Source organism: Chryseolinea soli, from assembly GCF_003589925.1.
In the GTDB taxonomy this organism is placed as follows: Bacteria; Bacteroidota; Bacteroidia; order Cytophagales; family Cyclobacteriaceae; genus Chryseolinea; species Chryseolinea soli.
In genome coordinates this window covers 128,352-148,448 of record NZ_CP032382.1, presented here as the reverse complement: position 1 = coordinate 148,448, position 20,097 = coordinate 128,352, and the positions used below count along the sequence as shown (strand labels likewise).

Annotated in this window: 10 protein-coding genes; 5 read left to right on the top strand and 5 right to left on the bottom strand. The window is 50.9% G+C overall.

What is annotated here, in order from left to right; genetic code table 11:
* Positions 1 to 148 precede the first annotated feature (148 nt).
* Positions 149 to 3,001, bottom strand: coding sequence for a T9SS type A sorting domain-containing protein (locus D4L85_RS00575; RefSeq protein ID WP_160143448.1), 2,853 nt, complete (start codon positions 2,999 to 3,001; stop codon positions 149 to 151).
* Positions 3,002 to 4,538: 1,537 nt separating this feature from the next.
* On the opposite strand from D4L85_RS00575, the gene D4L85_RS00570 reads away from it, so the two are divergent.
* Together D4L85_RS00570 and D4L85_RS00565 are read left to right on the top strand one after the other, a co-directional pair.
* Positions 4,539 to 8,960 carry a hypothetical protein gene (locus tag D4L85_RS00570; RefSeq protein ID WP_119752490.1) on the top strand — a complete coding sequence of 1,474 codons (4,422 nt, stop codon included), beginning with the start codon at positions 4,539 to 4,541 and terminating at the stop codon, positions 8,958 to 8,960.
* A 4-nt stretch (positions 8,961 to 8,964) separates the two neighbouring features.
* A complete protein-coding gene (locus D4L85_RS00565) occupies positions 8,965 to 11,019 on the top strand; it encodes a fibronectin type III domain-containing protein (RefSeq protein WP_119752489.1) in 2,055 nt (684 codons plus the stop codon).
* Between the two features lie 20 nt (positions 11,020 to 11,039).
* On the opposite strand, the gene D4L85_RS00560 is transcribed toward D4L85_RS00565, so the two are convergent.
* The 4 genes from D4L85_RS00560 to D4L85_RS00545 form a co-directional block, all read right to left on the bottom strand.
* Complete coding sequence (locus D4L85_RS00560; RefSeq protein WP_119752488.1) at positions 11,040 to 11,354, bottom strand: hypothetical protein; 315 nt, start codon at positions 11,352 to 11,354, stop codon at positions 11,040 to 11,042.
* Positions 11,355 to 11,503: 149 nt separating this feature from the next.
* Positions 11,504 to 12,409 (bottom strand): hypothetical protein, encoded by a 906-nt coding sequence (locus D4L85_RS00555; RefSeq protein ID WP_160143447.1) that lies wholly within the window; start codon positions 12,407 to 12,409, stop codon positions 11,504 to 11,506.
* A gap of 17 nt (positions 12,410 to 12,426) precedes the next feature.
* Positions 12,427 to 12,900, bottom strand: a complete 474-nt coding sequence (locus tag D4L85_RS00550) for a hypothetical protein (protein ID WP_160143446.1) — start codon at positions 12,898 to 12,900, stop codon at positions 12,427 to 12,429.
* Between the two features lie 114 nt (positions 12,901 to 13,014).
* Positions 13,015 to 13,680, bottom strand: a complete 666-nt coding sequence (locus D4L85_RS00545) for a hypothetical protein (RefSeq protein ID WP_119752485.1) — start codon at positions 13,678 to 13,680, stop codon at positions 13,015 to 13,017.
* A gap of 682 nt (positions 13,681 to 14,362) precedes the next feature.
* Here D4L85_RS00545 and D4L85_RS00535 point away from each other — a divergent pair.
* From D4L85_RS00535 to D4L85_RS00525, 3 genes are read left to right on the top strand one after another with little or no spacing between them, the layout of a single operon-like run.
* On the top strand, positions 14,363 to 15,514 hold the full coding sequence (locus tag D4L85_RS00535) for an efflux RND transporter periplasmic adaptor subunit (protein ID WP_119752483.1): 1,152 nt from the start codon (positions 14,363 to 14,365) through the stop codon (positions 15,512 to 15,514).
* A gap of 33 nt (positions 15,515 to 15,547) precedes the next feature.
* The gene (locus tag D4L85_RS00530; RefSeq protein WP_119752482.1) at positions 15,548 to 18,697 is read left to right on the top strand and encodes an efflux RND transporter permease subunit; all 3,150 of its coding nucleotides are present in this window, start codon (positions 15,548 to 15,550) and stop codon (positions 18,695 to 18,697) included.
* A 1-nt stretch (position 18,698) separates the two neighbouring features.
* The gene (locus tag D4L85_RS00525; protein ID WP_119752481.1) at positions 18,699 to 20,075 is read left to right on the top strand and encodes an efflux transporter outer membrane subunit; all 1,377 of its coding nucleotides are present in this window, start codon (positions 18,699 to 18,701) and stop codon (positions 20,073 to 20,075) included.
* Positions 20,076 to 20,097: the final 22 nt, after the last annotated feature.

Genomic DNA, 20,097 nt, shown 5'->3' with positions numbered 1-20,097 from the left:
TGCTATCGGAAAGACTGATGTTTTTCCGGAGGACGTCCTCCTGTCAAAAAGTAGGTTAGACTTTTGTCCCTTGGAATATTTCATGAGGACTTCGTTAAAACGGTTTCCAACTTTGATTCTTGAATATATCGGGTCAAAGGAAATAACGCTAAGGATGAATGATCAGTCGCACGTCCCTGGCATCAGACTCCGTGATGAGCCTCACCACATATACTCCATCCACGGGATTATTGAGCCTAATTTTTTCGGACAGACTGTCGACTAATGACCAGGTTCTTTCATAATGAAGAATCCCCAGCATGTCGTAGACTTTTACCGCGAGGTCATACTTTTTATTCAGCTTAGCCTCTACGTTGAATTCACCACCGGAGGGATTGGGAGCTATCGCCACACTTTCAATGGGCTTGTATCCGGGCACTCTTTCTTTTTCGATGTCCGGGTCGTAAGGGTTGACGGTGATGGTTTTGGTGACGGTGTAATCGCATCCGGTGAAATAGCTGGTCATGCTCACGGTGTAGGTGCCCGGCTCGGTGAATCGCAGTTCGGGCGACTTCGGATCCTGGGACACCACAATGGCTTGAGGGTCGAATTGCCACACCGAGGAATCGGGTATGGGCACGCTGATTTCGGTGACGACCAGCGTATCCAGGGCGTTGCGTTTTGTAGCCACCAGGAAATTGGCCTCGGGCTTATCGTTCCGCTGAGTAATGGTCGCTGACAAGGAAATAAGACAGCCCTTGCTGTCTTGCGCGGTAACTACATAGTCTCCCACGTCTTCTTTAAAGCCCGGGTCAGTCTGATAATGCAAGGGGTCACCGATAGCGTATTGGTACGGCGCCGTGCCACCCGAAACCTGGGCCGTAATGGAGCCATTATTTTTTTGGTAACACACCGGAATAGTGATAAGCTTCATAGCAAGTGCTTCGTTGGGCTGCTGCACGGTGGCGGTGTGTTCACGTGAACATCCAGCCTGGTCGGATACCGTCACCGTGTAACTGCCGGCTTTGATCCCATCCAGCACGGAAGATGTGGCGTTTACAGTCGCCGGTACCCACCCATAGCGCAACGGGGGCACGCCGCCTAGCACGAGGGTTGTGATGGTCCCATCGGAGCCGCCGAAGCAACTGACCTCTTTGACGATCGTTTCGATTTGAATTTCGGGATTGATGCTGGTGATCTCTTGGGATGAGGCATTGTCGCACCCATTTTGATCCATCACGGTAATGCTATACGTCGATGCCTGTAGTTTTGTGAACGTGCCGCTCGTCTGGAAGGGACCTCCGTTTAGGCTGAACTGGTATGGTGGGAGGCCACCCGATCCGCCTACGGAGAGTATGCCGGTTTCGTCGCCCATGCAGGTCACATCCTGTTTTGAGGTGAGTGTCGCAAAAAGCTTTGCCGTAGTCTGTATGAAGGCAAGGGTTTTCGAGACGACGCAGCCCCGGCCGTCTTTTACCCTGATGGTGTGTGTTCCGGCGTTTATTCCCGTCAGCGTTGGCTCGGTCTGGAAAGGGTTGTTGTCTGCTGCATAGCTGTACCCCGTATAGTGATTGCCGTTGCCGCCAGTAGCGGTGATGTATGCCGATCCATTGCTTCCCCCGAAGCAAGAGATGTTGAAGCTGTTAAAGTCAGAGAGTTTTTCCTGGAAGGTCAGGCTTGCGGGTGGGGCGGTGAGGAGATGCATCTCCGGATCATCTGCGCTACAACCGTTATGGTCTTTCGCGCGAACGGCATAGGAGCCCGGCAACAGTGGCGAAAGGCTGGTGGCTGAGAAGAAAGCGTTGCCGTCTTGGGCATATTCAAAAGAATAGGGCGCTACGCCACCTTCGGCAACAACGTCGATCGATCCGGTTCCTCCAAAGCAGACGACATCGTGGATCTGAACGGAGACAATGTCTACGGGCAGGGGCTCAACCACGGTGACTTCGTTTGAGATTCCGTCGCAGAGATGATTGTCTTTTATTTTTAGCCGGTAATCACCCTGAGGCTGCTGCGTCAGTGTGGGAAGCGTTATGCTGAGTGGTGACCATGAGTTACCAATTCGGGTTTCCCAGATGTAGGAATATCCGGTAATGCCCGATGTGCCTCCCAAGACGGTTGAAAACACTTTGCCGTCGGTCAGGCCGGCACAGGTAATGTCTTGCTTGGTGATTTGGGCCGTGATGCTGGTGGGGCTGTTCACGGTGATGCGCTGAACGAATTCATCCCGACAGGTGGAATTGTTCATCACCGTTGCGTCATAGTCTCCTGGCACCAGGTCGGTAAAATTTCCTGTCAGGCTGGATAATGATGTTCCTCCAGTTGCAGGAATCAGTTGGAAAGTGTAGCTCCCATTTCCCCCGGCGCCCGTTAAGTTGACGATCCCGTCTGTTGCTCCAAAGCACGTAACGTCGATGATATCGAGTGTTGAAAAGCCCAGCGATGGTGGGCCGCCAATGGCAAAATTCTTGATCAGGGCATTGCAGTCCATTCCGCCCGCCTCTTTTACATAAAGCTTATAATTTGGATCGGGTGGAAGATTGCTCCACATAAAATGGTCATCGGCAATCTGTTGCTCATCGAAGAGGACACCACTCTTAAAAAGCTGGTAATGCAATAGAGGCGATAGCGATTGATCGAAAGCGCCGGTTGACCGCGCGATTTTAATAGAAGCGATGCCGTCGGCGGGTGTGCTGCAGGTGGCATCTGAAAGCTGAAATTCAACTTCCTGTATGGCTATGGGCTGGATCAAAACAAATGGCTTCACAACGGATGGCGTGCACTGATCGGCTGCTGTCAGGCGATAGCTTCCTGCCGGTAGTTGAGCAAATGAGACGCCGGCGTTTCCAAAGGTTATATTGGAGTTAAACGATTTGTTGTTTGTCAATTCCAGGAGATCGTAAGTCAATGTTGGCGGTCGACCGCCGGTCAACGTAAGCGTGCCGCTCCCGGTGGGGATATTGTGACAAGGAAGCGTGGTGTAGTTGAAATTTTTTATCCCAAGGTTTTCGACGGGATCCACGGTTACCGATCCTACTTTGCGCGGACAGAAACCTTGCGTACCGGCATCATTAAGGAGAAAAAGTGTATAGCTGGCCGGCGTCAACCCTGAAATTTCAAAGCTGGCTCCTGAATGAGTGCCTGAAACATCACCTTGTTTAAGGCAACTATTGCTAACGTTGGGATTGCATTCTAACGTAACGTCCGGGCCTTTTTTTAGAACGAATTTGTAGATTGAAAACTGACTGGTAACTCCGGTTACTAGGATCTTCCCTGTTCCTCCGTTTCCATTTCCATTTCCCGAGACAGTCCCACGCAATGAACATGAAGTCTCTATGGCTACTGGCGGGTTCGCATTTGGTGGCGGTGGCATAAAACTAAATGAACTGGCATCGCTAAAAGCCCCTGTCAGTTGGGGGCCTACCGCACGAACGCGGAAATTCACTGTCGTTGTACTGGTAAGTCTTCCTTTGAAGATTGCAGACATGGGGTTGAACGTGATGTCCTGGCCGGAAATTGTTCCAGAGAGGGGCTTCCAGATGGGAGGAGGAGTTGGATATTGTGTGGTACAATTCGTCTCGCAAGTGTGTTTGTCACTGTCGCAAGTCGGTCTACCATGCATATTGCAATCTTGAAAGGCCATGCGACAGTCCGATTCACAATTAGCGTAACCCGGATTAGTTGGGTCGTTTGCAGGTATATTAAATTCCCATTCATAAGACAGCCCTGTGGTATTGGTCATACCCGTTGTGGGCTTGGGAGTTGTTAACGTAAAAGGACCATCTGAACATTCTTGAGAAGTTCCTGTCGGCCGCTGGGGTTTAACGGGGGTATAGCGGATTTGCATGTACGTATCCACGGTAGATGGCCCGCTGAGGGTGGCGACATAGAATATGGGAGAAAAGACTCCGGGGGTATAATCGTTCAAGTTGATCGCCTTCTTAGTACTGGCCTGAAAATCGTCGGAACCGGTCGCGGTACAATCTTCTGAGCGATAGTGCCCGGCCTGATGCTCTTCATGTGTGACCACGATAAGGTCAAACGCGCTGGAGGTCACAAAAAAAGAAAAGTTTTTTTGAACGCTTACCAATCCGGTCGCCGTGTTGGGTAGTTTAATACAATTGTCCTCAAGCCAGGGAGCGTGGTCCGAATCATCTTTCCAGTCATCATGGTAGATCCGTATTCTAGGACCGTAGCCATCGCCATGATAGTTGTTTATGAAGGCGTTTTCTACGTGTATCTCCACTGCATATTGAGCCCGGCTGTTGGCTGAGATCAGACAAAATGAAATGAATAACCCGAGACACTTTAGAGATTTGTTGATAGTGACCATATCGTTTTTTGTAAAGCCCATCAGCGCTTCCGACATGCGTCTTAAGGCATGTCATTGAAGGTCAATGAAGCATCCTATAAAAGTATCCCCACTCCGAAACCGAAAACGAAGCCCGATTTTATAAACAGCGCCCATGTATGGAAAATAATTTTGGGCGAGGTTTTGAGTTTCTGATAATCTGGTATTAAGTCTATTTTGACTAATGAACTTAAACCGGTCTATTATCATGTTAGCAAAAAAGAATCTCTACGTCAGGACTACTGCTCTCCTGTTGACGATTACAACGCTATCGCTAGTGGCTTTTGGCCAGATCCCTGACCGCGGGTATGAAGTAGTTTCCCCTTTTCAGAAATATGTTCTCTCCCGGTGTAAGAATGTTGCCGATAGTTGTAAGATCACCGACCGGTTAGAACAACAATCCTTGTCAACCCTACCTATCGGGATTTCGCCCCAGGGCTGTTCGGGCACTACCATCATCGTGATCGACAGTGCACAGCGGGTAGACCGCCGCTCCTGGTTTTTCAGTGCCTATGCCTCCGTCATCATTCCCGGTACGAACGATCCCCTCGCCTTCGCCGCAAAGAACATCGGCTTTGGCAAGGGTGGGTTAAAAGCTACTTCCCAGATCAAACTCGTCCTGGTTACACCACAACGCATTCGCATCAACGACAACCTCACACTGGAGCTACCTGCCGACGGTCACAATTATGTTGAATTTGATTGCAGTGGTTTCAAAGCCATTAACCTGAAAGGAAATTTTGTTTTTTCGGATGGCCTGCTGAAACCGGATAAAGACCTGGCCAAGGGTGCCACCACCGTAACGGCAAGTTTCGAGATCAATACCCATGACCTCAATAATATCATGGCGACGGTAAACATCACACCCTTTACCATCAGGGGATTGGACGACGTCTCTTTCGAAGTGAGAAATGCCGTGGTGGACTACAGCGACCTGATCAATCCCAGTGGTTTTATATTTCCACAAGGCTACCAGCAAACGTTTGGCGATAACATCAATCTCTGGCGTGGATTTTACCTGCAGGATCTGGCCGTGCGCATCAAAGGTTTTTCCGATAGCACAACATCGGGAAAGGACCTGAAGATCGAAGCCCGCAATCTTCTGATCGATGACCTGGGTGTGTCTGGATTATTTTCTGTGTCCAATCTCCTCAACCTCAAGGAAGGCTCCGCCGGGGGATGGCCGCTGTCCATTGAGGAGCTTTCGGTGAAAATCCAGCTTAACAGACTTACCGGTGGTGCGATGTCGGGCGAGGTAAGTCTTCCCTTTCTGGGCGAGAATCCCATGGGCTATAGCGCTATGGTGGAGCAGGATAACGAGGGCATGAACTATCGCTTTAGCGTGGCTACATCGGAGGATAAGAAATTCGGTACGCCGTTCGGCGGGGAGATCACCCTTAGTAAAGGCTCCATCATCGGTCTTGAGAAAAAAGGCAATGGAGGGATTGCGGCTTCTGCGTTGCTAAACGGAAAGCTCAGTTTGGACGGAAAAATGAAAGTGAAGGAGATCCGTTTCGAAAATCTGGGATTGATCACCCGGAAGCCCTATGTGGTGAGCGGCAATTTTTCAACGGTGGGCAGCGGCCAGTCGTCGTCTTCGGGTTTTCCGGTACAGATCAACACGATCACATTCAAAATTCTCCCTGGGCAGGTGGCGCTTGGCTTTACGGTGATGCTGAACTTTATGAACTCGGATGACAAAGGTTTTGCAGGATCCACCCATCTCGATGTCATCGCCAAATTGGAAGAGACCTCGGATGCGATCCAGGTGGGCGAGCAGGTAGTGACCCGAAAATCGGAGCACTGGAAATTCGACAAGGTTGTGGTGAGTGAAATTTCGCTCGACTGTAAAACGCAAGCCTTTACGCTCAAGGGCAAACTCAGCATCTTCGACGACGATCCCGTTTATGGCGATGGGTTTCACGGCAATCTGGCCTTCACGATCAAGAAGATCCTGGAAAATGGTGTTAAGGTGAACGCCTATTTTGGGAGCAAAGATTCGTATCGCTATTGGCACGTTGATGCTTACGTTCCCTTGGGCCGCATCATGATCGTTGGGCCGTTGTTTCTCACGGGCATCATGGGGGGAGCCTCCTATCACATGGTGCGGCAACAGCCGATGGTTCCGGATTTTTCGAAAATGAGCGAAGAAAAAGCCAGCACGCTGGGCACGGGAAATTCGGAAGAAGCACTGGTGTATATTCCGGATGGCACAGCGGGACTGGGATTTCTGGCGGGTGTTACCTTGGTAGTCGCGATTGAAAATGCCATCAATGCCGATGTTATGCTGGAAGTGATGTTCAATCAGGGGGGCGGCCTGAAGTATGTTCAGTTCAATGGCTCGGCATTTTTTCTCACGGCGATCAATGGTCGCGGAAGGGTAAAAGACGGAAATGTTCCCAAGGTTCCCGTCATGGCCACCATGAGCATGCTGTTCGACAACGACAACAATGTGTTTCATGCCAACATGAGAACGTATATCAATCTCTTTGGCATCTTGCAGGGCGTCGGTGAAAATGGTTTGGTAGGGGAGGCCGTGATCCACATCGATCCACACGATTGGTACACGTACATCGGACGCCCAACGCAAATGTTTGGCCTGAATATTTTGGGTATCGCCACGGTGGAGACCTATTTTATGGTGGGCACGAAAATAGAAAACCTGCCGTTGCCCCCGCCCGAGGTACGCGAAATATTTAAAGATATTGACCTTCGGCTGATGCGCGACGACCTGGCGGCTGCCGGCGGGAAAGGATTTGCATTCGGTCTTCATTTCAAGATCGCATTTGATTCAAAAGACAAGCTCCGGCCTTTCTATGTTATGCTCGCTGTGGGAGCGGGCGCGGACATCATGCTGCGCAATTATGGAAATACGCAATGCGAAGGTCACGATGGCCGCATCGGTATCGGTGGATGGTATGCCTCCGGTCAGGCCTATGTATTCCTCATTGGAAAAGTGGGCATCCGGGTTAAGAAAAAATCGTTCGACATCATCAGCCTGGGCGTAGCCGCGTTGCTGCAAGCCACATTACCCAATCCCACATGGATGCGAGGGATGCTTGCCGGTAACTATTCCGTTTTAGGGGGATTGGTGAAAGGCAAGTTTAACCTCGATTTCACCATTGGCGAGCAATGTGAGATGGTGAACCCCGGCGCAGAGATTGAAGATGTGGTGGTCATTGCCGACATTAAACCCGACAACAATGGAATCGACGTCAATGTCTTTGCCGCGCCACAGGTTTCATTCAACACGGCCATCAACACGGATTTCAGTATGATGGACCTCAACAACAACCTGAATGCATACCGCATCCAACTCGATGAGTTCACACTGACCAGCAACGGCGTCGTTGTCGATAGCAAACTTCAGTGGAACGCAGCAAACGATGTGGCCATCCTTAAAACGCACGAGATTTTGCCGCCGCTAAGCACCTTGGACGCGCGGGTGAAAATTCATTGGGAAAAGAAAAACGACCGCGGCATTTGGGAGGTGATGAAAGACATCAATGACCAGATCATTTACGAAACCAAGGAGACCCATTTCACCACCGGCGAGGCGCCCAACTTTATTCCCGACGAAAACGTGGCGTTCAGCTATCCGATCAAGAACCAGTACAACCTTCATGTGAATGAATCCGGAAAAGGCTATGTGAAGTTGAACGTAGGACAGGAATACCTCTTCAAAGCTGCCGACGAAACAACACAATGGAATTATGTTGCACAGTTCAAAAAAGCCGGCGGCAGCATTAGTGAAATTCCGATTATTTACAACGCCCCCGATGCCCGGGTGGACTTCGATTTTCCGCAGCTTGAAAAAAAGTCCATCTATACCATCAGATTTATTAAACGACCCCAGTCCGTGAATGCCATCGATCAGAACGTCCAGCGCAGTGAAGTGCGTCTTGATGGTGGCAAGGACAATGAAGTGACCGTAAACTCAAACGCGCTGGAGGGCACACTTTCGCAGAATGTAGACAAGGATATTTACACGTCGGCATTTCGTTCCAGCCAGTTTGGAACGTTTGGCGAAAAATGGGAGAGCCTGGGTCGGGGGCGAGATCAATTTGATGTGGCCCTTGGCCATGTGGCCGTGATCGGAAAGCGGGTGGACACGGAAGAGGCTTTCGACGAATTTGAACTCACTGAAAAGGAAACCTCTCCAGCCCTGGTTCAATTTGTGGCCTCCCCCGAAAATGAATGGTTCAAAAATATCATTTCGCCGTTGCTGTATGACCTCTATCCCTACGATCCCGATGTGAGCATTCACTGGAGAAAACCTGAGGTGCTGGGCATAAAACCTTTGAAGGGCGTGGACATCAGCAATAGCATTGAAAGCTTCCGCCTCACCGACAACGACATCGCTGCCGGCACCGCTCCGGGCAAGCGAAGTTCCGTCTTAATGGCCTACTATCTGTCCTTCTATTGCTATGGAGACTATCAGGACCTGGTCGATGCAGCGTCGGCTAAATACCTGGACAATTGGAGTGCGCGACCCGAGGGTGTTAAAAGACTGCTGGCGGCCACGGGTTATACGGATTTGCTGGAGGGCAACTATCCCGTAAATGTGTCATACACGTTACCCGGCGCACAGACACCTTCTTATCAAAATCAAGTTTCTATAAAGTTTTGAACCGATGAAGACCATTGCATCCCTTGCCGCCATTTGTTTTTTGATAACCGGAACGCTTTCCGCGCAGCGCAAGAATTCCATCATCGTCCTGTCGAAACCCCAGCCGGACGGCGTTTGGCTGAGGTGGGCCCCGGTCAATGTGGCGGTCTGGCAAACGGGTAATCTGAGTGGCTATACGATTGAACGATTCACGATGCGAGCCGATGGCGAAATGGAATCGAATTCGAAAGTGGTCTTGACCCCTTTGCCACTGAAGCCTCTTCCACAAGATGTCATGGAAAAACGGGCTGAAACGGTAGAGGAGGTGGGCGTGCTCAGCGAACTGATCTATGGCTCTGAATTCAATACCGCTGCCACACCAGGAAATAGGTCCGCGATATTGTCAAAAAACAGGGAACTGGAAAACCGCTTTGGGCTCTCCTTGCTGATGTGCGATCTCTCCACCGAGGTGGCCGAAGCGGCTGGACTCTTTTGGAAAGATAAAACAGCACAGCAGGGAAAGCGATACATCTATAGAGTCAAACAGGCTGGGCAACAGGCGAACTTTCCCGTGGAGCCTGCGGTGACCGTTGTTAGCGTTGCCGAACCGAAGCCTTTGCCCCCGATAAAAGATCTCAAGGCCCAATTCAACGACCGGAAAGTCACCCTCCGTTGGGCAACCTTGCTTCATAGGGGTGTTTATTCTGCCTACTATGTGGAACGTTCGTCCGATGGAAAGAATTTTACAAAGCTTTCGGATATCCCCTATGTCTCGATGAGCGAGAAGCAGAATGTCCACGAAGCCTATTATGTGGATTCGCTGGCGGTGAATGGTGTGCCGGTTCATTATCGGATCAAGGGCGTAAGCCCCTTTGCAAAAACGGGGCCGTATTCGAATGTGGTGAGCGGAACAGGAAGGGAAGATCTCACCGGGTTGCTGATCATACGCGAAGGAAAGGTTATCGGTGGAAATAGTGTCAGGATCGCCTGGGAATTTCCCCCGGCGTTTGAAAAACAAATCGAAGGCTTTTTGATCAGCAGTGCCGGCCGTCCTGAAGGGCCTTTTGTGGAACAGGCGAAGAAGCCTTTTGCGAGAAATGTCCGGGGAGCCGTGGAGACCACGCCCCATTATAATACCTACTACATTTTGCGCGCGGTGGACAGTAAGGGTGCAGAAGTGGCACGTTCATTTCCATACCTCGTTCAAATTGCCGACGACACGCCGCCGCTCGTTCCGGCTACGCCTACCGGTACGATGGATAACAACGGAGTGGTTCGCCTGTCCTGGGCTGCCAATAAGGATAAGGACCTTCTGGGTTACCGCGTGTTCCGTCGCAATGCTGCGCACGAGGAATGGGTGGAAGTAACCCAACAAATCCTGGGTAGATCCGCTTTTATCGACACCGTCAATATTCATGTTCTGAACAAAAAAATATACTACTCCATCATCGCGGTAGACAAGAACTATAACACCTCCAACTACTCAAACCCGGTGCTGCTCTACCGTCCGGACGATATTGCTCCAACCGCACCGGTATTTTTAAAGACAGATGTTTTCAAGGATTCGATCGTGCTGGCGTGGCAAAACAGCGCGAGCGAGGATGTGGCCTATCATGAACTAAGCCGCGTGGAAAAGGATGAGCGACTGGAGCGGGTTATTCAAACCTGGAAGCCTCCCGTTTCCATAGAGAAATTCAAAGATGAGTCTTTAGAGCAGGGTAAAACCTACGCGTATCGATTGACCGTATACGACAGCGCAGGGAACAAAAACGGCACACTTTCGAAGGAGATATTTTTTGAATCGGGTATCCGGCGGGCGGTCTCCGTGAAGGCTGAGCCGGATAAAGAGAAGAAGTCAATAGCGCTGTTGTGGAAGAACCAGGAACCGGCGATCAAGTGTGTTGTTTATCGTAAAATAAACGATGACCCGCTAAAGCTCTACACCGTGATCGAGGGAAATATAGAAGTGTACACCGATAAGAATCTCAAGATCAACAATAGCTATGTGTATAGGATCCAATTGATCATGCCGTCGGGTGTGAGGTCTGAATTGTCGCAGGAAGTAGTCGTGAGATTTTGATTCAGGAGATCAGGGAAAACCTAGAATGGCTGTTGTGGTCCTACGTATCTGATAACCGGCCTTCCGGGACCTCGCATTCCCGGTACGGTTCCCATCCGGAGTTTGGTGATCAAACCCCGCCGGCTGAAAAGGATGAGCATATTCGACAGCGTGGCACGATCGACTTCAACGGCTCTCTGCAGATCGGTCTTCACCTGCTCGATGGTGAAGGCCCCGGCATATCCCAAAATGCAGTGTAACACGTACAGGCGAAGGGGTGTTACAGTAATTTTTTGTGCGTTCAGCAGTGTCTCTAAAAATTCCTGGCGCATAATGATATCGTTGGTCGCTAACATTGGAGTGACCAATTACGAGCCGTAAACTGAAATGGAATTGCAGTATTGGGAAATTTTAAATAGATCGAAGTGATATTCTTTCAGGGCAGCGGGTCAGCTAAACTGGTCGAGGCGACCACGACGTCATTAGCGCTTTCGAGACGTTTCGTTTATTTGCATCGCTCGCTTTCACCCACAAAATACCGGGTACCTTTGATGTAGATCTCTTCGTCTCGGGCCTCCAGTTCGATGTCGACGTCGGGAAGTTTTTTTTCGAAGGTAAAGGTGATGACCGCTTTTTCGCCGTGGCTGGCTACATGCCATGAACCGCGTTTTTTACCCTGATACCCTTTGGCCTGTCCCTTGAAAATTCCGGTGCGCGTGATATCCGAACGGAAAGAACCGTCCGCACACAAATCCACTTCATCGATGCGTTTGCTGTTGGCGTCATATCCCATGGCCAGCAATATTTTTCCATCCAAAAATTTCTTCCAGTTGAAACGAGCATAGGGCGACTCGTTGGACGGTTGTTGAAATACCGTGTTGTCGACAAAGGTCTGCAGGGCAATTTTTACATTTTCAATATGAGCGGCGTCTGAAGTAGCCAAGTAGGTCACGCAGAATCCAACGGGGCTGCATTTTGCTTCGGCATAAATTCTTGCCTGCTGGTTGGCGTTGGCTCCCGTGACTTTGCCAACCACCGTGATGACGTCCGTTCCACGGTTGGTGATGCCATTCTCCGGTTGCAGCCTCAGCCCTGGCGATAGTTCCGTGCCGGCTTCCCAGCGCTTTTTTTGTCTTTCAAGATCCATATTTTCGTTCACGGCCACATAGATCTCCCCCACGGTGTTGCTTTCGGGCATGAGCAGAAAGATTTCCGTGTCGCGAGGCAAAACGCCACTCCATCCTGGAGGGATCTGCGTTTGCAACCCAAGTCGCGGCGAACGCACGGTGTCGCCGCCATGGTACATTGTTGCCGGCTTAACACGGTTTGAGGGCAATTGTTGCTGTGCAGGTGCGATGAGGGATATAAAGAGTCCCACGCAAGCAAGCGTGTGGGTTAGCGGTCGGCTCATGTGTAAGGATGATCGCTTCATTTCTTATCCATTTCACCAATGAGCGGAATATTTTCCATGATGGTGGCGCGAATTTTACTGAGGATATAGCCTTCCAATTGATAGAACTGGGCAGCTGCCTTTACGCCGGAATCTTTTTTGATTTTTTTGTAGTAGTCAACAATCAACTTGTCCGTCTGCGTTTGCAGGGAGATCATCTCCTTCACGATTTCATCCGTGCCGGCGTCGTCGAGCGTGGCATAGTTGGCGGCGTACTTGTTCAGGAGCGCAATCCGCTTTTGGCCGAGTGCTTTGCGCTCGGCTTCGTAGCTGTCATAGGCAGTCCAAAAGGCGTCTTTCTGAGCACCTTCCAATTTAATAAATTCGGCCACTACTGCTTTCTTTTCCATGCCAAACACGGACTGAAACAGATCAACTTCTTCTTTGTTGCTTTGTGCAAATACAAAACAACTGAGCGTCATGAGCGCGACAATCGCCAGGAGCTTTTTCATGTGATTTGATTTTTTCATTGTGAGTATAGAGTATCTATTTCGAACAGATAAAATCTGAAGACGTAACAACGTCTGCAGGGCTACGACTGTAGTCCATCTATATTGAATACGTTGCTACTCTTTCGCGCCCACCTTAAACACCAGACCTCCGCCGAGACTGAACTGATAGATGGTGGAGTAAGTGGAAACCCCTGCGCCGCCGCCACCGGTTCCAAAATAGAAGCCGCCGCCTGCGGATTGCACGGCCGAAAGAAGTTGCGCCTGCAGCTTGATGCCCACCGCTTCAGAGGCCCACGCGATGCCACCCAGACGCAGTCCCCAGGCGAATTTTGTCGCGCTAGCTGAGCGGCCCGAGTCCGGATCCTTGAGGTCTGCAATGACCATCCCCAACATCAGCCCACCAAAACCTTCGAACTTGTCGTTGCTGCTGAGTGCGCGACGCGAGCCGGCCAGCATGATGTAGTTCAGGCCCAGGTCAAAATTAGTTTCGTTCGAGGTTACGACGGAGGTAGCGTAAGAGGTCGGTGCGTGTGTGCTTTGGCGTAGATATAACAACTCCACGCCATATTCCGGCCGCAGCGAATATTCGATGCCACCGCCCCACTGAAATCCACCTTTTATCTTGCCCTCATAGTAGCTGGAGCTGCTATAGTAGGAATCGAATTTGTCGTCGAAGACGTAGGCGCCGTATAGATTCACTCTTATTTTTTGAGCATAAGCGGCATGCCCCTGCAGCAAGGCGCAAAGAGCAAGTATGAAGAAGATTAATTTTTTTGACATGGGAAAAATGGTCTATGGTGACAGGTAGCTTTTTTTGATTTATAACGATCATAAATCTAGGCTGCTCCCCGCCTTCAACCTACAGAATGGAGGGTTAAACGGTTACAAGGGAATCGTTTAACCGTTAAACACTCCCCACAGCATTCTCCAGGTCATTGATGAAGCACAGGAAAAATCAAAGGGTACAAAGGCGTCATAGCGTTTGATGAAGATGTGTTGGCAGGGTCGCCCAACAGTCGATCTCGCGCACGCTGGTGCGGGCGGGGCAACGATCGCGAAAGCCAGATTTGCGAAGCGTCGCTTAACCGTTAAGTAACCGTATAACCCTTGCCGTGCCCGAGAGGTGGGTATACCTTTATTTAAAATCAAAAAAGGATTGGCTCAAAAACTAGATTCGATCATTCAACTATTTCCCGATCGTGAGGACAGGATTCATGCGCTATTCTTGAGTAACGAATCGTTCCGTGAAGTTTGCATAGAACATATCCTGTGCACGAGCAAAATCCTGGAAATAAAAAACGGCAATAAAAATGATGCGAGGCTGAGCGAGTATGAAGATTTGCAACGGGAACTTGAAAACGAGATCTTAAAATTTTTGGCATAGCAAACCGGTCAAACGAAAAAAAAGAGTAAAGGATGAACCCATTCTATGAGACGTATCCATGTGTCAAACCCTAAGTCTATGAAATTTTACGCAACCACCTTGAGCGCGAAGAAGAAAGTATGGCTTTTTCTGTTGGCTTCTGTGTTTGCCGGGTGCAAGGAAAAAGCGGCGGTAACCTTGCCACCGATCAAAGTGAACGTGGTGAAGGCTGTTGTTGAAGATGTGCCGCTGTATGAAGACTTTGTGGCGCAGACGTATGGACTATCCGACGTCGAAATTCGCGCCCGCGTCGAGGGGTGGGTGACGTCGGTCAATTTTAAGGAGGGATCGGCCGTAAAGAAGGGCGACCTGCTCTATGTCGTCGACGATGTTCAATACAAAACACGCGTCGACCGCGAAGCCAGCGAACTCGCGCGATCGAAAACCGAGTTGGTTCGCTCTCAAAACGAACTCGGCCGCGTGAAGCCGCTCACCGAGCTCAACGCCCTCAGCAAGAAAGACCTTGATAATGCCACCGCGTCGTTTGAGGCGGCACAAGCGCAGGTGAGCGCCTCCGAAGCGTCGCTGAGCAATGCAAAGATTGAATATGGCTATACACGGGTATACGCACCCTTCGATGGCATTATTGGTATTTCGAATGTGCGCGTGGGCGACTATGTGAGCCGTGCGGGATCAACCTCGGTGCTGGCGACCATCTCGAGCGTTGGTTCGGTTCGCGTTCGTTTTCAAATCAGCGAACGCGAATATCTCCGGATCGCCAAAATGTCGAAAGAGGAGTTGGCTGCCGCCAGAAAAAATGTCCAACTCATCCTGGCCGATGGCTCCCCTTACCCCCACAAAGGCGAAGTGAATTTTGCCAACCGTGAAATCGATCCGAAAACCGGAACGCTCACCATCGAAGCTGTCTTTCCGAATCCCGATGCGTTGCTGCGCCCCGGCCTGTTTGTAAAAGCCCGCGTGCTCCTCAGCACGTCCCCACAAGCGATCCTGGTGCCGCAACGCGCGGTGCTTCAATTGCAAAATCTTTCGCAGGTGTTTGTTGTGACGGACTCGAGTGCATTGAAAACGAGGATCGTCGAAGTGGGGCAGAAGGTCGACGACGCCTATATCATCACGAAGGGACTAAAGGCGGGCGATAAAGTGGCGGTGGTTGGAACGATGAGCCTGACACCCAACTCGAAAATTGAAGAAGTGGAAATGAAATGGCGGGAGGACACTCCTAAAAAATAGGTTAAGCTATAAAATTAAACTCCTCCCTTTTCTATGAGCGAATTTTTTATCCGAAGGCCGATTGTAGCAATGGTAATCTCCATTCTGATGGTCATCATGGGATTGATCACCCTGGGGAGTATTCCCATATCCAAGTACCCCGAAATCACACCGCCCATGGTTCAGGTAACGACCACGTTCAATGGTGCCAATGCCGTGAACGTAGAGCAAGCCGTGGCCACACCGATCGAGCAGCAAGTGAATGGTGTGGAGGAGATGCTGTACATGCGATCCATCAACGCCACCGACGGATCGCTCACGCTGCAAGTGTCGTTCGAAGTAGGCACGAACCTGGACAATGCCAACATGCTCACCCAAAACCGAGTGTCGCAGGCCAACGCCAAGATGCCAACGGAAGTAAAAGCCTTTGGCGTGACCACAAAAAAATCGTCGGGCTTTCCCATCGTGCTGGTATCGCTGTCGTCGCCCGACTCGACCTACGACGGTTTGTTCCTGAACAATTTTGTCAACATCAACATCTTCGATCAGATCGCGCGCTTGAAGGGCGTGGGCAATGTCATGCTTTTGGGAGGTTCGGACTACTCCATGCGTATCTGGCTTCAACCCGACCAACTGACCAAACTCGACCTCACTGTCAACGACGTGGTGAATGCGGTGAAGAAGCAGAATGCCATTGCACCGGGTGGAAAATTTGGTGCGCCACCCACGCCAAAAGGCGTCGAATACACCTACAGCGTGCTGCTGCAGGAGCGGTTGGTCACCGAGGAGGAATTTGGAAACATCATTGTGAAGTCGGATGAGAAGGGTTCGATCATCCGGCTGAAAGACATCGCCCGCATCGAGTTGAGCATGGAGAATTATAATTCCTTTAGCCGGCTCAATCGAAAAACGGCCAGCACCCTGGCGGTCTATCAAATGCCGGGATCCAATGCGCTGGAAGTGGCCGACCTGGTGAAGAAGACCATGGCGGAATTGGAAAAGCGTTTTCCGGAAGATTTGAAGTACGATATCTCGCTCAACACGACGGAAGCCGTTTCGGTGGGTATCGAAGAAATTATACACACGCTGTTCGAAGCGGTCGTGCTGGTGATCCTGGTGGTGTTCCTCTTCCTGCAAGACTGGCGCGCCACGCTCATTCCCCTCCTTACCGTTCCCGTGTCGTTGATCGGAACGTTTATCATTTTTCCCTTGCTGGGGTTTTCGGTCAACGTGCTTTCGCTGTTGGGCTTGGTGTTGGCCATTGGTTTGGTGGTGGACGATGCCATCGTGGTGGTGGAGGCCGTGATGCACAACATTGAACATGGTATGAACCCGAAGGAAGCCACACAAAAAGCTATGAAGGAAGTGGGCGGACCGGTCGTGGCCATCGCGTTGATCTTGGCTGCTGTGTTTGTGCCGGTAGCCTTTGCCGGGGGTATCACCGGAAGGTTGTACCAACAGTTTGCCATCACCATCGCCATCTCCGTGTTGTTCTCCGCCTTCAATGCCCTCACGCTTAGTCCCGCCTTGAGCGCGATCCTTTTGAAACACAAGAAAAAATCAACCGGGTGGCTGCAGCGGTTCTTCGATGGATTCAATCGCGTCTTCGATAGGTTCACCCTGGGCTATACGGGCGTGGCCGGCGTTGTCGCGCGGAAATCTATTCGGTCGATCATCATCATCGGCGTCATTATCGGCGTCACGGCGCTGTTGGGCAAGCGAATACCAGGTGGGTTTGTGCCCGAGGAGGATGAAGGCTATTTCATGGTCAACGTGCAGCTCCCCGATGCGGCGTCGTTGGAGCGCACCGATGACGTGGCCCGCAAAGTAGAAAAGATCGTGAGCGAGACCGAGGGCGTTGGCTACACCACCGTGATCATTGGCTACAGCATGCTCACGTCTTCTTTTTCACCCAACAACGCCTTTGTGTTTGTTTCGCTCGAGCCTTGGGACGAGCGGAAAGAAACGGCCAAAGACATGATCCAACACGTTAACCTGGCGGTTCGCAATACGATTTCGGAAGCCACCGTGTTTGCGTTCGGCCCGCCTGCCATCGAAGGTCTGGGAACTTCGTCGGGATTTACGCTGCAACTTCTGGACCGGTCGGGCAGCACGCCGCAGTATTTGGATGAGCAAGCCCGGAACTTTATTACCGAAGTGCGGAAGCGACCCGAAATTGGAAATGTCTATACGTTGTTCCGGTCGAATGTACCCCAGAAACAAATCGTCATCGACTACGACAAAGCCGAGAAGCTGAATATCGACCTGGCGGAAATAAATTCCACCGTCTCCACTTACCTGGGGAGCAGCTACATCAATGACTTCAACCGGTTCGGCCGGCAGTATAAAGTATTTGTACAGGCCGAAGCCCAGGACCGGCTCAAGCCCGAGGACATCGCGCGCTATTATGTTCGAAGTCGCGCGGGCACTATCATTCCTTTAAACACATTGGCGAGTGTGGTCGACATCACCGGACCTTCTTATACCAATCGGTTCAATATGTATCGTGCAGCAGAAATTTCCGGCGCGCCTGCGCCAGGCTACAGTTCTGGTGACGCGCTGCATGCCCTGGAGGAAGTAGCCGCGACTTTGCCAAAAGAACTGGGCATTGCCTGGAGCAACATGTCCTATCAGGAAAAGGCTGCTGAGGGAACGGGGGGCACCATGTTCCTGATGGCACTGGTCTTTGTGTTCCTGATCCTGGCGGCGCAGTATGAAAGTTGGAAGCTGCCGTTCAGCGTACTGTTGGGCGTGCCAGCGGCCATTTTTGGAGCCTTCTTTGGCTTGTGGTTGGGCGGACTTTGGAGCCCGACTTATGTGAACAATGTTTTTGCCCAGATCGGGTTGGTGATGCTGATCGGATTGACGGCGAAAAATGCCATCCTCATCGTGGAGTTTGCCAAGATGCTCTACGAACAAGGCAAGCCTCTGTATGAATCGGCGCTTGAGGCAGCCAAGCTCCGGCTCCGTCCGATCCTGATGACTTCCTTTGCTTTTATGTTGGGCACCGTTCCCCTGCTCACCGCCGCGGGTGCAGGTGCCGAGGCCCGGAAAGTGATGGGCATGGCCGTGTTCATGGGCACGTTGCTCGCCACCATCATCGGGGTGATCATTGTTCCGGCTTTGTTTGTGTTCATCGAAAGCATCGGAGCAAAGAAGAAAGATACCGAGTCGTCTGTGTCACCCCCGGAACCTGCGCATTGATATGAAAAAGAATATTTTCATCGCAGTTCTCTTGATGACCTTGGCAGCCTGCGCCGTGGGGCCAAAATATACAAGGCCTGATTCGAAAAAACCGGCGGCCTATGTGCAGAGTGCTGTGCAGACGGATTCCATCACCAACTTAAAATGGTGGGATGTGTACCAGGATTCGGTTCTTCAATCGTTGATCAAAACGGCCATCGAACAGAATTTGGATTTGAAGATCGCGGTGGCGCGTATGGAACAGTCAAAAGCCATACTCGGTTTTAACAAGGCCAACCTTTGGCCATTCCTGGATTATTCTGCGAGAGCGCGCGTCAATAATTTTGGTAACCTTTCGGAGGGCGCGGGTGTGATCTTCAATACGAATTCCTATTCGTTGCTGGGCAATGTGTCGTGGGAAATCGATTTATGGGGGAAACTCCGTCATGCCAACCGTGCGGCATTCGCCGATTTGTTGGCGTCGGATGAAAACCGGAAATCGTTTTACATCAGCATGGTGGCACAGGTTGCTGAATTGTATTTTCAACTGCGGGGATTGGATGAGCGGCTGGTCATCACCCAAAAAACTGTAGAGAGCCGGAGGGCCTACCTCAATATTATCACGCTCCGTTTTCAAAACGGTGAAGTGGCCGAGTTGGATAAATTACAGGCCGAGCAACTGGCGGCTTCCGCCGAAGCTCAATTATACGCCATCGAACGTTTCCTGATTGAAACCGAAAATGCGATCAATGTTTTGATGGGACAACCGTATTCACCCATTGCACGCGGCCTGTTGAACGACGCCCAACAGTTGCCGGCAGAGATCCCCAGCGGGCTCCCTTCGCAATTGCTGGAACGAAGACCCGACATCCGGTCGGCCGAACAACAATTGATCGCGCAAACAGAAAAAGTTGGTGTCGCGGTGGCGTTGCGTTTTCCTTCGTTGAACTTAACGGGATTCCTGGGGGTGGCCAGCCCGGAGATCTCTAACCTGTTTCAATCCGATGCTTTTATCGGGTCGGTAGCGGGACAATTAACAGGCCCGATATTCCACTTCGGACAAAATAAACGCCGGGTGGAAGCCGAGCGGGCCGTAGCAAAGCAAATGAGCTACGCTTATGAAAAGACGATCCTCAATGCGTTTTCAGAAGTGGAGAATTCGCTGGCGCAGATCCGAACCTATCGCAACGAATTCAATGCACGGCTCACGCAAGTGGCTGCCACCGAGAAGTCGTTGATGCTTTCAAAAGCGCTTTACGATAATGGGTACACATCATTTTTGCAAGTGCTGGATTCTGAACGGGAATTGTATAACGCTCAGCTTGAAAAATCGATCGCTTTGCAAAATCAATTGATCTCTACTGTGCGTCTATATAAAGCGTTGGGTGGAGGTTGGTAGTCAGACCCTGTCTTGAAATCAA

Bases quoted from the DNA above. Each gene is read 5' to 3' on its own strand.
- D4L85_RS00570 (WP_119752490.1), top strand. From the start codon at position 4,539: ATGTTAGCAAAAAAGAATCTCTACGTCAGGACTACTGCTCTCCTGTTG.
- D4L85_RS00565 (WP_119752489.1), top strand. From the start codon at position 8,965: ATGAAGACCATTGCATCCCTTGCCGCCATTTGTTTTTTGATAACCGGA.
- D4L85_RS00560 (WP_119752488.1), bottom strand. From the start codon at position 11,354: ATGTTAGCGACCAACGATATCATTATGCGCCAGGAATTTTTAGAGACA.
- D4L85_RS00555 (WP_160143447.1), bottom strand. From the start codon at position 12,409: ATGAGCCGACCGCTAACCCACACGCTTGCTTGCGTGGGACTCTTTATA.
- D4L85_RS00550 (WP_160143446.1), bottom strand. From the start codon at position 12,900: ATGAAAAAGCTCCTGGCGATTGTCGCGCTCATGACGCTCAGTTGTTTT.
- D4L85_RS00545 (WP_119752485.1), bottom strand. From the start codon at position 13,680: ATGTCAAAAAAATTAATCTTCTTCATACTTGCTCTTTGCGCCTTGCTG.
- D4L85_RS00535 (WP_119752483.1), top strand. From the start codon at position 14,363: ATGAAATTTTACGCAACCACCTTGAGCGCGAAGAAGAAAGTATGGCTT.
- D4L85_RS00530 (WP_119752482.1), top strand. From the start codon at position 15,548: ATGAGCGAATTTTTTATCCGAAGGCCGATTGTAGCAATGGTAATCTCC.
- D4L85_RS00525 (WP_119752481.1), top strand. From the start codon at position 18,699: ATGAAAAAGAATATTTTCATCGCAGTTCTCTTGATGACCTTGGCAGCC.